General features: G+C 62.7%; 15 protein-coding genes. 11 read left to right on the forward strand and 4 right to left on the reverse strand.

Annotated elements, in window-relative coordinates; translation table 11 throughout:
* Positions 1–316: 316 nt before the first annotated feature.
* Entirely contained in the window at positions 317–1,075 is a 759-nt protein-coding gene (locus P8T11_RS20875) for a hypothetical protein (RefSeq protein WP_268080241.1), read from the reverse strand.
* Positions 1,076–1,306: 231 nt separating this feature from the next.
* Between P8T11_RS20875 and fghA the strand changes: the two genes are divergently transcribed.
* The 3 genes from fghA to rpoH all read left to right on the forward strand — a co-directional run bounded on the left by fghA (position 1,307) and on the right by rpoH (position 4,000).
* The gene (gene fghA / locus P8T11_RS20880) at positions 1,307–2,173 is read left to right on the forward strand and encodes an S-formylglutathione hydrolase (protein ID WP_268080240.1); all 867 of its coding nucleotides are present in this window, start codon (positions 1,307–1,309) and stop codon (positions 2,171–2,173) included.
* A gap of 98 nt (positions 2,174–2,271) precedes the next feature.
* A complete protein-coding gene (locus P8T11_RS20885; protein WP_268080239.1) occupies positions 2,272–2,961 on the forward strand; it encodes a hypothetical protein in 690 nt (229 codons plus the stop codon).
* 154 nt (positions 2,962–3,115) lie between these two features.
* On the forward strand, positions 3,116–4,000 hold the full coding sequence (gene rpoH, locus P8T11_RS20890) for an RNA polymerase sigma factor RpoH (RefSeq protein WP_268080238.1): 885 nt from the start codon (positions 3,116–3,118) through the stop codon (positions 3,998–4,000).
* Between the two features lie 302 nt (positions 4,001–4,302).
* Here the strand turns inward: rpoH and cpdA are convergent, their stop codons facing one another.
* Positions 4,303–5,139: a 3',5'-cyclic-AMP phosphodiesterase gene (gene cpdA / locus P8T11_RS20895; protein WP_268080237.1), complete on the reverse strand. Its 837-nt coding sequence runs from the start codon at positions 5,137–5,139 to the stop codon at positions 4,303–4,305.
* Positions 5,140–5,327: 188 nt separating this feature from the next.
* Between cpdA and P8T11_RS20900 the strand changes: the two genes are divergently transcribed.
* A complete protein-coding gene (locus tag P8T11_RS20900) occupies positions 5,328–7,961 on the forward strand; it encodes a cation:proton antiporter (RefSeq protein WP_268080236.1) in 2,634 nt (877 codons plus the stop codon).
* A gap of 1 nt (position 7,962) precedes the next feature.
* Here P8T11_RS20900 and P8T11_RS20905 read toward each other — a convergent pair whose 3' ends face one another.
* Positions 7,963–8,769 (reverse strand): NUDIX hydrolase, encoded by an 807-nt coding sequence (locus P8T11_RS20905; RefSeq protein WP_268080235.1) that lies wholly within the window; start codon positions 8,767–8,769, stop codon positions 7,963–7,965.
* Positions 8,770–9,069: 300 nt separating this feature from the next.
* Between P8T11_RS20905 and coxB the strand changes: the two genes are divergently transcribed.
* From coxB to P8T11_RS20930, 5 genes are all read left to right on the forward strand, one after another.
* Complete coding sequence (gene coxB / locus P8T11_RS20910) at positions 9,070–10,227, forward strand: cytochrome c oxidase subunit II (protein WP_050448186.1); 1,158 nt, start codon at positions 9,070–9,072, stop codon at positions 10,225–10,227.
* Positions 10,228–10,330: 103 nt separating this feature from the next.
* Entirely contained in the window at positions 10,331–11,938 is a 1,608-nt protein-coding gene (gene ctaD, locus P8T11_RS20915) for a cytochrome c oxidase subunit I (protein ID WP_268080234.1), read from the forward strand.
* Positions 11,939–11,968: 30 nt separating this feature from the next.
* On the forward strand, positions 11,969–12,094 hold the full coding sequence (locus P8T11_RS20920) for a cytochrome oxidase small assembly protein (protein WP_046805294.1): 126 nt from the start codon (positions 11,969–11,971) through the stop codon (positions 12,092–12,094).
* Between the two features lie 9 nt (positions 12,095–12,103).
* A complete protein-coding gene (locus P8T11_RS20925) occupies positions 12,104–12,328 on the forward strand; it encodes a DUF2970 domain-containing protein (protein ID WP_050448184.1) in 225 nt (74 codons plus the stop codon).
* Positions 12,329–12,366: 38 nt separating this feature from the next.
* Positions 12,367–13,242, forward strand: coding sequence for a cytochrome c oxidase subunit 3 (locus tag P8T11_RS20930; protein ID WP_264615029.1), 876 nt, complete (start codon positions 12,367–12,369; stop codon positions 13,240–13,242).
* A gap of 217 nt (positions 13,243–13,459) precedes the next feature.
* On the opposite strand, the gene P8T11_RS20935 is transcribed toward P8T11_RS20930, so the two are convergent.
* The gene (locus P8T11_RS20935; RefSeq protein WP_006392373.1) at positions 13,460–13,660 is read right to left on the reverse strand and encodes a twin transmembrane helix small protein; all 201 of its coding nucleotides are present in this window, start codon (positions 13,658–13,660) and stop codon (positions 13,460–13,462) included.
* Positions 13,661–13,696: 36 nt separating this feature from the next.
* On the opposite strand from P8T11_RS20935, the gene P8T11_RS20940 reads away from it, so the two are divergent.
* Positions 13,697–14,611, forward strand: coding sequence for an SURF1 family protein (locus P8T11_RS20940; RefSeq protein ID WP_268080233.1), 915 nt, complete (start codon positions 13,697–13,699; stop codon positions 14,609–14,611).
* 85 nt (positions 14,612–14,696) lie between these two features.
* Positions 14,697–15,278, forward strand: coding sequence for an SCO family protein (locus P8T11_RS20945; protein ID WP_268082306.1), 582 nt, complete (start codon positions 14,697–14,699; stop codon positions 15,276–15,278).
* Positions 15,279–15,343 lie beyond the last annotated feature (65 nt).

The following is a 15,343-nucleotide window of genomic DNA, read 5'->3' on the forward strand; positions in this document are numbered from 1 at the left end:
AGTGCAGGAGACGGACAATACCCCCACCAGGGGTAGGGTGCAATAAAAACAAAAGGGGTATGACCCTATTTATATCGATGCGCCATCATAGGGCATTAATATGGGGACACAACAACGGCCGCATCGTTATTGGCTCAGTGCGCAGGGGTATACGCAAGCTGGTCCAAGCCTGCACCAAAATCGAACTATTTTGCTTTATGCGTCCCTATTTATTGATGCGCGTCTGCGCCGCGCCTGTGGCAGAAAATGCACAGCCGGCGACGATTCGACGCACCAAAGGCGCGATAAAAACCCGCCAGCAGGCGGGTTGGGAAAATCAGGAAGTTGCCGGAGGGTTGTTGCCCGGCGGCGGGCTCGCGGGCGAATCCGATTCTGTCGCGGCGGCGGGTTTCTTGCGCGGCCGGCCGCGCTGGCCGGGAGCCACGCGCCGGCTGGCGGTATGTGCCAGGCTGGCAATGAAGCTGGGTCCGCCCAATGCCCACTGGCCAGATACGGCTTGATCGATGCGTTGGGATTCTTCCCGCGACAAGCCGTCTTGCAGGCGCTTGCGGTAATTGGCCTGCCGGTCGAACGGCGTGTTGCCGCAAGCCCAGTAATCCGCGTGGTCGGACTGCCATTGCGCGGGCGCGGCGGTGGTGTTGCCGGTGTGGCTGGACGCTGAAGACCAAGGCCAGGAATCCGGGTCTTGCGACGCGCCGCTGCGCACGGGATACGTTTCCAGCCAGACCAGTGCGGGCAGCACCCAGGCGCCCGGTTCCAGCAAAGCGGACCGGTAACGCCCCGCGAAGACCCTGCCACCGCGCAGGCGAGCGGCCAAGTTGCGGCCCAGCGTCTGCATCAAGCGGGGCAAGCCTTCTTCGTCGGCGGGCGTAGCCAACAGCAGGATGCGGTCGTTGGCCAACAGCCAGCCGTGGACCGACACCCGATGGCGTTGAGCGGATTCGCCCAGCCAGGTGGCCAATTGGTTCAGGATGTCGGCGGGCGCGGGTTGAGACGGCGCGGCCAGCGGCGAAATGAAATTGGCCTGCACCAGTTGGGGCAGCCCAGGGGCGTACAGACGGGGCAGACGGGCCATAGTGTCAGGGCTTGCGTATCTGGAAGAACGGGTTGTCTTCGCTCACGGTATATAAATAGTGCCACGATGGGCGCTGGTCAAGTACCGTGATCACAATATGGGCACGGAATCGCTTTTTTTTGTCGTCCGGCCGGTATGCAGCGCAGGTTAACATTCGGCGACGGAACGTCGTACCGTGGATATACCCTAACCCGTCGACGCATTTTTCATCCCCCCGACCGGAGAACGTCCATGCCCGTGGCCCTGGAACTCATTTCCCAGCATCGCTGCTTTGGCGGTACGCAGCGCTACTACCGCCATGAGTCCGCCCAGATCGGCCTGCCCATGCGTTTTTCGGTCTTCGTACCGCCCCAGGCCGAGCAAGGCCCCGTGCCCGTGCTGTTCTTTCTGGCAGGCCTGACCTGCACCGAAGAGACCTTCATGATCAAGGCCGGGGCGCAGCGGTTGGCGGCGGAACTGGGCGTCATGCTGGTGGCGCCGGACACCAGCCCGCGCGGCGCCAACGTGCCCGGCGAAGACGAAAGCTGGGATCTGGGCACCGGCGCGGGTTTCTATGTGGATGCCGTCACGCCGGCCTGGCGCGACCACTACCGCATGTATAGCTACGTGACCGAAGAACTGCACGCTATCGTCACGGGCGACACCCTGCCGGGCGATGCGTCGCGCACCGGCATTTTCGGACATTCCATGGGCGGCCATGGCGCGCTGGTGCTGGCGCTGCGCAACCCCGGAAAATTCCGGTCGGTGTCGGCTTTTGCGCCGATCGCCGCGCCCAGCCAGTGCCCGTGGGGCAAGAAGGCGTTTGGCGCCTACCTGGGCGACAACCCCGCCGAATGGGCCGCGTATGACGCGGCCTCGCTGATGCAGGGGCTGAAGCAGCCTTTTCCGGGCGGCATCCTCATCGACCAGGGCGAATCCGACCAATTCCTGGCCGAACAGTTGTATCCCGAGGTGTTCGAAGCCGCCTGCGCCACCGCTGGCCAACCCCTCACCCTGCGCCGCCAGCCCGGCTATGACCACGGCTATTACTTCATCTCGACCTTCATCGAAGATCACATCCGGTTTCACGTCGAGCGCCTTGGAAAACCGGCGGGGTGAAAGCCCGCTTCTATACTGGGGAGCCTGCCGCGGCAGGCTCGCGGCGCCCTGGGCGCATCGGGTCATGAGCCGCGGTGCGCTATATAGGAACGCCTGACTTGATCAACGGTATTGCTCCCTTCGTCTGGATCCTTCTGGGCGCCGTCGTCGTCCTGCTGCCCGGCCTTGTCATGCTGCTAAGCCGTGGCGGCCCGCGTGACGAGCGCGGCCGCAAGATGTTCCAGTTTCGTCCGGTACGCCGTCTGTTCGGCCTGATGCTGGTGTTGCTGGGATGTGTTTCCGGGCTGCTGGCCTTGTCGCTGGTGCAGTTTTACAAGCTGACCACGGACGAATCCGTGGCTCGGGTCGAGGTTCGCCAGCAGGCCGAAGGGCAGTTCCAACTGACTACCTCCGGGCCGGGTACGGAGCCCAGGCAATACGTGCTGTATGGCGACCAATGGCAGATCGACGCCCGGGTTGTGCGGTGGAAGCTGCCGGCGCTGATGGCGGGTGTGCCGCCGTTGTACCGCCTTGAGCGCTTGTCAGGGCGCCACAGCGACATCGCGCGTGAAGCGACCGGCACCAGGTCCGTCCACGCGCTGGACGATTGGCCCGCACCCGATCTCGGATCCCTGAAGAAGAGTTTTCCGAACTGGTTTCCCTTCGTCGATGTCCAATTTGGTAGCGCCGCCTACATGCCGATGTTCGACGGCGCGAAGTACCAGGTGTTCATGGACCCGCGCGGCGCCTTGTTCATCCGGCCGGATGGCGAGGCCACGGCAGACGGTTTGAAGCGTCTGGGCTGGTAGCGCCTTTTGGCCTGATCGGTGCGTCAGAAAAAATGGGGACGCGCCATAAACTTGAAACTTTGACGCGGCGCAATAGTCGTATTAGCACTCCCTTTACTAGAGTGCTAACATCGAATCCATGTCGCTATCCCTTCGCTTTCCGGAGACCCCCGCTATGAAGCAACCCAGTACCTCGTTGGCCGCGTCTGGCAACGCTCTGGCGTTGGCCATTGCCAATCCGGGCGCACTTGGCACGATCGACGCGTACATTTCCACGGTAAACCGCTTGCCGGTTCTGTCGGCAGAGCGTGAAACCGAGCTGGGCCGTCGCTTGCGCGACCAGGAAGACCTGGGTGCCGCGCGCGAACTGATTCTGTCGCACCTGCGCCTGGTGGTGTCGGTTGCGCGCCAGTATCTGGGCTACGGTTTGCCCCACGCCGACCTTATCCAGGAAGGCAATGTTGGCCTGATGAAAGCCGTGAAGCGCTTCGACCCTGAACGCGGCGTGCGCCTGGTGTCGTTTGCCGTGCACTGGATCAAGGCCGAAATCCACGAATACATCATCCGCAACTGGCGTCTGGTCAAGGTGGCTACCACCAAGGCCCAGCGCAAGCTGTTCTTCAATCTGCGCAGCATGCGCCCCGACGGCCAGACGCTGGACCCCGACCAGGTCGATCACATCGCCCGCGAGCTCAACGTGCGCCGCGAAGATGTCAGCGAAATGGAAGTGCGCTTGTCCGGGCGCGAGATGTCGCTCGAAAATCAGGATGACGATGACGACAGCTATGCGCCCATCGCCTATCTGTCCGACGATGGCCGCCAGGAACCCACGCGGGTGCTGGAACGCGCCGCGCGCGACCAGCTTCAAAGCACTGGCCTGACCGGCGCCCTGGATGCGCTGGACGCCCGTTCGCGCCGCATCGTCGAGGCGCGCTGGCTGCAGGATGACGGCGGCGCCACGCTGCATGAACTGGCGCAAGAGTTCGGCGTATCCGCCGAGCGCATCCGCCAGATCGAAGCCGCTGCGCTGAAGAAAATGCGCGGCAATCTGGCTTCCTGAATGGTTGACTGATTTGCTGGGTAAGCCAGAGCTGGGCCGCGCAAGCGGCCCTTTTCTTTGCGCGGCGATTCTTGCGTGTAGCCCCGACAATAAGGGCGCCAATAAATTGATACAAATTCGCCGCTAAATTTCGGGCTCTTGCAGAAACTTAATAAAGAGAGCGCCGCCTAAGTTCATGTAGACCGCGAACTTTAGGTAGTTTGCAGTCTTGCCATCCGTCTCGGCTTCTCCTCTTTCCCCTCCCCTATGAGACGGATGCTTGCGGGGCACCACATATATTCATATATCTGGTGCCCCGATTTTTATGCGGCTTGCGCGTCGTCCGGCGCCAGCGCCGTGTGCCACAGCGCGTCCTGTACGCGGCGCACCCCAGTGGCCATCGATCCATCCTGATAGAGCTTGATCCAGCGGTAGCCTGGCGCCAGGTTGTCGACCACATGCTTGCCGTCGCGAATGCTGAACTGGAAGCAGGTCGATGGCGTGGCCAGCATGCGCAGGTTGTGCCGGCGGCGGTCGAATTCGTGATGGACATGGCCCCACAGCAGTACGCGCGCCTGCGGCCAGCGCGTCAGCCGCTTGAACAGCGCCTGCGGGTTGTCGATCATCATCGAGTCGTGCCAATGGCTGTCGATCTGCATGGGGTTGTGGTGCATGGCGATCAGCGTGTGGCGCCCGGGCTCGGCGGCGAGCGCCGCCTCCAGCATGTCCAACTGGCTGTCGGGCAAGTGGCCGGCATTGGAGCCAGGCACCGTGGTGTCCAGCGTGACGACGCGCCAGGCACCCACATCCGTTACGGGCACTGACCATTGCGGCAGCTCTTGTCGCATCACGGCCGGCTGGTCGTGGTTGCCCGGCAGGCAACGGATCTGCGCGCCCGACAACACGCCGGCCTGGCCAAGAATGGCGGCAAAGCGTTGGTAGGCGGCGGCTTCGCCGTCTTGCGACAAGTCGCCCGTGGCCAGCAACAGGTCGGGACGTTTGCCGTCGGCTTCAATCTGGCGCAACACCGCGCGCAGGCTGGCGTCGGTGTTAACGCCCAGCATCGCGGTGTCGGGTTCGCCGAACAAATGGCTGTCGGTCAACTGGACGAGCATGGCGGGCGCGTCGTGACGGCGGGCCAGAGAGTGGACGCGTGGCAAGTGCCGCTCCTGCGTAGTTTGTACGTTTGCACATTACCCAAAAAACAGGGCGCGGCGCGTATCAGCAGCGGCACCTAGGGTAACGAAACGTGCATTCTCTACGATTCCCCACAGTTTCCAGGCCTGCGTTGCTGAAAAATGCCGCTATTCTTGTCGCACCTCTCACTGCTCGGGACGTGGCAATACCCATGGATGTAGGATTTCTCGTATTCGGCTTGGCCGGATTGCTCACACTGGTCTGCTTTATGCCGCCGCTGGCCGGCCGGCTAAAGCTGCCCTATTCGGTATTGCTGGCTATTGTTGGTTGCTTGCTGGGTATCGTCATCCACGTCCATGGTTGGGCACCCAGCTGGATCGGAGATTTTCTCGATTCACTGGAAAGCTTTGAGATCTCGTCCGAAACCTTCTTGATGGTGTTCCTGCCGGTGCTGCTGTTCGAGACCGCGCTGGCCATGAACGTGCGCCGCCTGATGGATGACATCGGCCCCATTCTGATGATGGCGATTGTGGCCGTCGTGGTGTGCACCGTGGTGGTGGGGCTGACGCTGGACCTGATTTCGTCTTATGGGCTGGTGGTCTGCCTGCTGTTGGGCGCCATTGTGGCGACGACGGACCCGGTCGCCGTGGTGGGCATATTCCGGGAAGTGGGCGCGCCCAAGCGGCTGACGACGCTGGTCGAAGGCGAAAGCCTGTTCAACGATGCCGCGTCCATCGCCCTGTACTCCGTGCTGTTGGCCGTGCTGAGCGGCCACGGCGAACTCACCGTCAGCGGCATCTTCAACGACTTCATCGTGCACTTCATCGGAGGTGGCGTCGCGGGCTTTGCGATGGGGCGGCTGGCCTGCTTCCTGTTCGCCTGGCTGCGCGGCTTTCCCACGGCCGAGATCACGCTGACGTTGACGCTGGCCTACCTGTCCTTCTTCATCTCGGAACACTATCTGAACGTGTCGGGCGTGGTTGCCACCGTGATTGCGGGTCTGGTCGTGGGCTCCACCGGCCGCACGCGCATGTCGCCCACCACCTTCGAATACCTGGCCAGCGCCTGGGGGCAATTCGGCTTCTGGGCCAATTCCCTGATCTTCCTGTTCGCGGCGATGCTGATCCCCAAGCTGATGGCGGCCGCCGACTGGCAGGAACTGCTGTTGGTGGCCGTGGTGTTCGTCGCGACCCTGGTCGCTCGGGCCATCGTTGTTTTCGGGCTGTTGCCCCTGCTGGGGCTGACGCGCCTGGGCACCAAGGTCAGCAACCCGTACAAGGTGGTGATGCTGTGGGGCGGACTGCGCGGCGCCGTGTCGCTGGCGCTGGCTCTGGCGGTGACCGAGCAGACGGGCGTGCCCGAAGAGGCGCGCCAATTCATCGCGGTGGCGACCACCAGCTATGTGCTGCTGACGCTCTTTATCAATGGCATCAGCCTGCGGCCGTTGATCCGCATGCTGGGCCTGAACCAACTGTCTTCTGTGGAACGCACCATCCGCAACCAGGCGCTGGCGGTGGCGCTGGAAGACTTGCAGGACAAGACGGACGAGGTGGCCAAGACCGAACATATCGGCACCGAAGTGCGCGACCGGATCCGCGCGGTGTTCGACGCCAGCCTGACCAGCGTGCACGATGGCCAGGTCAGCCAGATGAGCGACGAGCAGCGCGTGGCCGTGGGCCTGGCCATCGTGGCGCAACGCGAAGAGGAAATGTTCTTCGACATCCTGAAGGCGCAGATCGTGGACTGGCGCATGGCCGAGACGTTGCTGGCGCGCGCCGAGCGGCTGGAAGACGCCATCCGCCTGGGCGGCGTGCCCGGCTTCGAACGCGCCATCGTGCAGGACGTGCGCTATTCCACCGCCTTCCGGCTGGCGCTGCGCATGCATTACGTGTTCGGCTTTCAAAGCTGGCTGGCGCGCGAACTGGGCCAGCGCTTTGCCAATCTGATGAGCAAGCGGTCCGTCGCGCAACGACTGATTGTGTTCGCCCGGGAGCAGATCACGCCCTTGCTGGGCGAAGCCGCCACGCAGCGCATCGTGGCCCTGCACCAGCGCCGGCTGGACCTGATCGAAAACGCCATGCAGGCGTTGAACCTGCAATATCCGTCCTACGCGCTATGGCTGCAGGAAAGCTATCTGGGCCGCGTCGCGCGCGAGCTTGAGCGCATCCGCTACCGCGACATGCTTGAGCAATTCTTGATCAGCGGCGAGGTCTATGCAGACCTGATGGCGCAATTGAAGAGCCGCTGGGCGCATATCGACGCGCACCCGCCGCTGGATATTGAAATGAGCGCGGCCGAACTGATCAAGCGCGTGCCGCTGTTCGAGGGGCTGTCGCCGGATTCACTGCGCGCCATCAGCAAGCTGCTCAAGCCGCGTCTGGCGCTGCCTGACCAGCGGGTCTTGACCCAGGGACGGCATGGCGAGGAAATGTGCTTTGTGGCGTCGGGCGCCGTGGCGGTGCACCTGCCCGACAACACCTTGATCGAGCTGGGCAGCGGCGAATTCTTTGGCGAACTTGGCCTGCTCGGAGAAAAGAACATCACGCCCGAGGTGACGTCGTTGGGCTATAGCAAGCTGCTGATGCTGTCGTCGCGCGACTTCCATGCCCTCTTGGCCCGCGACGAGAATCTGCGTGAACGTATTCAGGTGGTGGCCAAGCAGCGCCTGCGCGCCATTGAGGTCTGGAAGCAGTTCTCGCAGGCATCGCACGCGGCGCCGGCCGCAACGCCCGCCCCCTCCTCGGCTCCAAGCCCGGCGCAGGCGGCGGAAGCGGCCGAAGCGGCGGGCGTGACACGTGAACCGGATCAGCCGGCGATCGATGCGCCGGGAACGGCGTCCCGCTGATTCAGATCTGGCCGGCAGCCTGGCGTTGCATGATGTCCTCGACAATCACCAGCGCCGCCTCCAGCGTGAACTCGCCGTCGGCTATCTGCCGCAGCACGGTAGGAACGTCGACGGTGGCGATCTCCATGACTTCACCGTCACGGTTGGCGGGCCGCACGCCTGGCGCCAGCACGCAGGTGCTGGTCAGCACGTCTTCCACCTGATAGCCCTCGGGCAGCCGGCGATGAATGCGCAGGATGGTGCGCAAGGGCGTGCGGTTGACCAGGTCGGGCGCATCCAGGCCCGCTTCCTCGCCGCATTCGCGCACCAGCGCAAGTTCAAGATCTTCGCCGCAGCCCGCCAGGCCGCCCACCAAGGTGTCCCACATACCGGGATCTGTCGACTTGCTGAGCGCGCGTCGCGCAACCCACAGACGCCTGTCCGGCGTCCAGGCATTCAGATGCACCGCGTGGGTCAGCAGGCCCAGGGGGCGGACCGCCGCGCGCTCGATGACGCCCAGCGCAACATCGCCGTCCATCACGTCCAGCAGTTCATCGCGCCAGCCGCGCAGGCAGTTGGCTTGACGCAACAGTTGCGCGGTATTTTCCAGCACGGCGTTCAGTGCCGCGCCGGGTGTCAGGTGTGCGCCGATGTGCAACGCGGCGTCGTCGCAGACGATGCCGGGCGCATCGCGCAGTGCGTCGCAGGCGGCATGCGTGGCCCAGCCGCAGCGGCGGCCCGCTATATATAAAGCGTGCGCGCCATCGGGGGCGGGCTCCTGCGCGCGCGCGCACAGGTCGGCATACAAATCGGGCAACTGCTTAGGCATCGTGGCGTGTCGTGATGAGGTTGCCGACGATTTTATGCCACACGGTTTGGCGCGCGCGTCAAGGGCCGAAGCTTGGGGCGGCGCAGATGGGGGCGAGGCCCTTTTATTCAAGAGGCCTGTCTTACATCTATTTGCGTGTCCGCTATAATCCGCCAGTTTCTTTGTGATTTCGAGTGGGAACGCGGGGGCCGCTCTATCTCCCTGCTTAACCCTGCCATCTAATAATTGCGCGTAGTCCTGTTGAAGTGACACTCGTGCCACTAGGCGACAAGGGCCCTCGCGCCGTGTTTCGAGGTAAGCATGAAGAAGTGGAGAGGGATACTGGGGGCTTGTGCGATGCTGATTGGCAGCGTGGCCGGTGCTCAGGTGCAAGACATGCCCGGCGGCCCGAAGGTCAATCAGCTCAACCTGCATGAAGGTGTGACCGCGATTTCGCGCGACATCATGTGGCTGCACTGGCTGTTGCTCACGATCTGTATCGTGATCTTCATCGGTGTGTTCGGGGTGATGTTCTATTCCATCTGGGCGCACCGGAAGTCCCGCGGGCACAAGGCCGCGACGTTCCATGAGCATCTGGGCGTGGAAGTCGCCTGGACGGTCATCCCCTTCATCATCGTCATCGCCATGGCCTTGCCGGCCACCAAGACGGTGGTGGCCATGAAGGACACCTCAAGCGCCGACCTCACCATCAAGGTCACCGGCTATCAATGGAAGTGGGGCTACGAGTACCTCGACGGCTCCGCCGCCGGCGTCAAATTCCTGTCCACACTTGCCACGCCTCGTGCGCAGATCGAGAACCGCGAGCCCAAGGGCCAGTTCTATCTGATGGAAGTGGACAACCACATGGTTGTGCCGGTGGATAAAAAGGTCCGCGTCGTTCTGACCGCGGCCGACGTCATCCACTCGTGGATGATTCCCGACTTCGGCGTCAAGCAGGATGCCATCCCTGGCTTCCTGCGCGACGCCTGGTTCCGTGCCGACACCCCGGGCATCTACCGTGGCCAGTGCGCGGAACTCTGTGGCAAAGACCACGCCTTCATGCCGATCGTTGTCGAAGTCCTGGCGCAAGCCGACTACGATAAGTGGGTTGAAGACCAGAAGAAGAAGATGGCGGCAAACGCCGACGATCCCAATAAAGAGTGGACGGAAGCCGAACTGGTTGCCCGTGGCGAAAAAGTCTTCGCCGCCAATTGCGTGGCCTGTCACCAGGCCAACGGCAAGGGCATTCCGGGCAGCTTCCCACCGCTTGACGGAGACAAGGTTGTTCTGGGCCCCCAAGCGGCCCAGATCAACACCGTGCTCAAGGGCAAGCCCGGCACCGCCATGGCGGCATTCGGCGGGCAGCTCAATGATGTCGAGATCGCAGCGGTCATCAGCTATACACGCCATGCCTGGAGCAATGCAGGCAAGGGGCAGGACCCGACGGTTCTACCGAAGGACGTTGCGGCTGCGCGCTGATCGCGCACCCTACGCCTACACCGATAGAACCGGTTCCGTTTAGTTAGAGATACCCTGCCGGTCCCGTGGATCGGGGCCGGCACTCAGCAGGAAGGAGTCCATCATGAGCAGCGTCACTGTAGACCACGTGTCGCCGGGCCACGGCCACGGTCACGATGACCACCACCACGCCATGCCCTCGGGCTGGCGCCGCTGGCTTTTTGCCACGAACCATAAAGACATCGGGACGATGTATCTCATCTTCTCGTTTGCCATGTTGCTGGAAGGCGGCACGCTTGCCTTGCTGCTGCGTACCGAATTGTTCGAACCGGGCCTGCAATTCTTCCGCCCCGAACTGTTCAACCAGTTCACCACCATGCACGGCATCATCATGGTGTTCGGCGCCATCATGCCGGCCTTCGTGGGCTTTGCGAACTGGATGATTCCGATGCAGATCGGCGCGTCCGACATGGCGTTCGCGCGCATGAACAACTTCAGCTTCTGGCTGCTGCCGGTGGCCGCGATCATGCTGACGGCATCGTTCTTCGTGCCGGGCGGCGCCACCGCCGCGGGCTGGACGCTGTATGCGCCGCTGTCCTTGCAGATGGGTCCGGGCATGGACCTGGGCATTTTCGCGATGCACTTGATGGGCGCTTCCTCGATCATGGGCGCCATCAACATCATCGTGACCATCCTGAACATGCGCGCGCCCGGCCTCACGCTGATGAAGATGCCGCTGTTCTGCTGGACCTGGCTGATCACCGCCTTCCTGCTGCTGGCCGTAATGCCGGTGCTGGCCGCCGCCATCACCATGGTGCTGACCGACCGCCACTTCGGCACGGGCTTCTTCAACGCAGCGGCGGGCGGCGACCCGGTGCTGTATCAGCACGTGTTCTGGTTCTTCGGGCACCCCGAGGTCTACATCATGATCTTGCCGGCGTTCGGTATCGTGTCGGCCATCGTGCCCGCGTTCGCCCGCAAGAAGCTGTTTGGCTATGCCTCGATGGTGTACGCCACCGCCTCCATTGCCGTGCTGTCGTTCATTGTCTGGGCCCACCACATGTTCACGACGGGCATGCCGGTAACCGGGCAGTTGTACTTCATGTATGCCACCATGCTCATCTCCATCCCGACCGGGGTGAAGGTGTTCAACTGGGTCGCCACCATGTGGCGTGGCTCGATGACGTTCGAAACACCGATGCTGTTCTCGATCGGCTTCATCTTCGTGTTCACGATGGGCGGCTTCACCGGCCTGATCCTGTCGGTGGCACCCATCGACATCCAGGTGCACGACACCTATTACGTGGTGGCGCACTTCCACTACGTGCTGGTGGCCGGTTCGCTGTTCGCGTTGTTCGCGGGCGCCTACTACTGGGTGCCGAAGTGGACGGGCCGCATGTACAGCGAAAAACTGGGCAAGCTGCACTTCTGGTCCACGCTGATTTCGTTCAACGTCACCTTCTTCCCGATGCACTTCCTGGGGCTGGCCGGCATGCCGCGCCGCTACGCCGATTACGCCGCGCAGTTCACGACGTTCCACCAGATGGCCACCATTGGCGCGTTCTGGTTCGGCTTGTCGCAGCTGATCTTCCTGTACGCGATTCTGCGTTGCTACATGGGCAAGGGCGAACCGGCGGCCGCCAAGCCGTGGGAAGGCGCCGAAGGGCTGGAATGGACGGTGCCTTCGCCCGCGCCCTTCCACACCTTCGAAACGCCGCCCGAAGTCAAATAAACCGTCTTTCACGTTCCAGGTAGCACAGCAATGACACCCGAGCAGCGCCGCCGTAACAAGATTGCAGGATGGGTCCTCGTGGCCTTCGTCATTGCCGTGTTCGGCTGGACCGTGTTTCGCGGTTCAGCCCTGCTGACCGGCAATGCGGTCGGCTAGGCCCAGGCCATGAGCGACGATCTGCACGAAACCTCTCGGCGCAAGCTGAGTTTCCTTCAGACCATGAAGGCGGTGGCTTGGGGGTTCTTCGGCGTGCGCAAGGGTTCGGGGCATCAGGAAGATATCGCCAAGCTGAACCCGGTGCACGTGATCGTGGCAGGGCTGCTGGCGGCGGCAATCTTCGTAACTGTGCTGGTTTTAATTGTGCGTTGGGCCGTTTCCAGCCTGACTTGAATCACTTAATTCTATAAATCTGTACCAGGGAGAAAGCCATGAGTGCAAGCCACTCGGTTCAAGGTAAAGAGGCACCGTACTACTTTGTGCCCGCCGACTCGGGGCATCCCGTACGCACGGCGGTGGCGCTGCTGTTCATGGGGCTGGGCGCCGCGGCCTGGATCAACGGCGTGGGCTGGGCCAAGTGGTCTGTCCTGGCGGGATTCATCGGCCTGATCGTGGTGCTGTATTACTGGTTCGGCGACGCTATCCAGGAATCCGAAGCCGGTCTGAACAGCAAGCGCATCGACGGATCCTACCGTTGGGGCATGAGCTGGTTCATTTTCTCGGAAGTGATGTTCTTCGCGGCGTTCTTCGGCGCGCTTTGGTACACGCGCACGATCACCACCCCGTGGCTGGGCGACATCGACCACCGGCTGATGCTGTGGCCCGATTTCAAGGCCGCGTGGCCCAACTTCGGCCCGGCCGGCGTGGTCGAGGAATTCCAGACGGTCGGCCCGTTCTGGCTGCCCACGATCAACACCGCACTGCTGCTGTCCTCGGGCGTCACGCTGACCATCGCCCACCATGCGCTGCGCGAGAACCATCGCGGCAAGACGATGTTCTGGTTGGCCGCCACGGTCATCCTGGGCTTCATCTTCGTGGCCTGTCAGGCCGCAGAATACCATCACGCCTATACCGAACTGAACCTGAAATTCAACTCGGGCGCGTACGGTTCGCTGTTCTACATGCTGACCGGGTTTCACGGTTTCCACGTGATCCTGGGCGCCACGATGTTGACGGTGATCCTGATACGTCTGATGCGGGGCCACTTTACCGCCGACCATCACTTTGGCTTTGAAGGCGCGGCCTGGTATTGGCACTTTGTGGACGTGGTGTGGCTGGGGCTGTATTTGTTTGTGTATTGGTTCTGATGGGGTGTGATGGTTCTGATTGTGTGATGGGTTGCGCGCGTTCGGCGCCGGGGTTTTGGCGGCGAACCAAGCGCGCTTCACCCATCCTACGTGGTGAGGTTCGTAGGATGGGTGAAGCGCGGGAACTCCTGGACAAGAACCCTGTCGATAATCGCGCGCAACCCATCAAGCAGCGGTGAAGCGGTGCAAGCCCTTCAAGCGGCCACAGCCATACCCATCACCGCAGCCCCGTGCTTTCTATCCAGCCCATGTGATGGGCGAACAGCACGAACAGGAACAGGGCGACTGATAGCCCGATGCGTACCGTCAGCGCATTGACGGTGCGGTTGGTGGACCCTTTGTCCCGCATCAGATAGACCAGGGCGGATGCCAGACTGGCCAGGATTCCGATGAAGGCCAGTACGACGAAAACGCGCATGGTGGTCTCCGGACAAAACAGAGTTAGCAACGATACATGGCCCGACCGCATTCAACACGCTACACGGTAACCGCCCTACTTCTGCTTGGCATCGCCGTGGTGATTCTGGTGTCGCTTGGGCAGTGGCAGTTGCGTCGCAGCGATGAGCGACGCGCCATTCTGGCCGCTATCGAAGCGGGCCGCAAGCAAGCGCCGGTGATGCTGACGCCCGCCACCCCTTCCGACGACTTGACACCCTGGCGCGTGGCTCAGGCCACGGGCGTGTGGCAACCGCAATTCAGTGTACTGCTGGACAACCGCAACCACGAAGGGCGGCCGGGCTACTGGCTGGCCACGCCGCTGTTGCTGGATGGGTCTTCTCGTCAGGCCGTACTGGTGCTGCGCGGCTGGCTGCCTCGGGTCATGCCAGGCCAGGGCGAACCCGCGTTGCCGGCCACGCCGCAAGGCCCGCAGACCATCACCGGCGAAATGGCCGACCGTGTGCCGCGCCTGTTTGAATTGTGGTCGCTTGGCGGGCAGGATCAATCGGCCCTGCCCGCCACGCTGCCGGTCGCGGACGGTAAGGTGCCCCAGGTTCAAAACTTGCCGCTGGACGCTTATGCGCGCGCGACGGGGCTGAACCTGCTGCCCGTCGTGTTGGCCCAGAGCAGCCAGACCAGCCCGAACGCTCAGAGCGGTCCGAATGCTCAAAGCAGTTCGAATGCTCAAAGCAGTTCGAATGCTCAAAGCAGCCCGAACACTCAGCACAGCCCGAACGCTCAGCCCAGCCAGGCCGACGGTGACGGCTTGGTGCGCGATTGGCCCCAGCCGTCCGTCGATTTTCAAAAGAATACGTCTTACGCGGTCCAGTGGTTCGCGTTCGGCTTGATTGCCGCCATCGCATGGCTGGTGGTGCTGGGGGGCGCCATCAAGCGCATGCGCCAGCGCGCGGGACAGGGCGCAAGGCCCTGAGCGCGCGCATCAATGAATGACTCTTCCAGGATATAACGTGGCTCGCGACATCTCATCCCACACACCCGCACGCAAGCGCTCGTTGATGCCCATGCTGCTGGTGTTCCTGTGTTCTCTGGCGCCCATCGTGGCCGCCTTCGTGGTGTACATGAACCCGCAATGGTGGCCGGACGAGTCCAGCAATTACGGCACCCTGGTGTCGCCGCAGCGCCCCATGCCCGCCGCCAACGACCTGAAGCTGACGACCTTGGACGGCAAACCGTTCGACCTGCAAAGTTTGAAGGGCAAGTGGCTGCTGGTGGCGGCCGATGGCGCGGAATGCCCCGAAAGCTGCGCTCGCAAGCTCTACATTACGCGCAATACGCACGCCAGCCAGGGCAAGAACGTGGACCGCCTGGCCCGCGTCTGGTTCATTACCGACGACGCGCCGGTGCCGCAGAAAGTGCTGGAGGCCTATCAAGGCACGGTCATGCTGCGCGTGAACCCGGACCAGCTTGCGCATTATCTGCTGGCTCGCGACACGGCCGCCGGACAGCCGGGCTTGCAGGACCCGATCTGGGTGATCGACCCGCTGGGCAACCTGATGATGCAGTACCCTGCCCAGGCGGATGGCGTGAAGGTGCGCAAGGACATCAGCAAGCTGGTCTATAACTCGCGCATTGGTTAAGCATTCTTTGCCCGCCACCGGCACCCTATGGGGTGCGCGGCGCGGGGGTACTTACAGTTGGTTGA

Origin of the sequence: Achromobacter spanius, assembly GCF_029637605.1 — a bacterium.
Taxonomy (GTDB): Bacteria; Pseudomonadota; Gammaproteobacteria; order Burkholderiales; family Burkholderiaceae_B; genus Achromobacter; species Achromobacter spanius_E.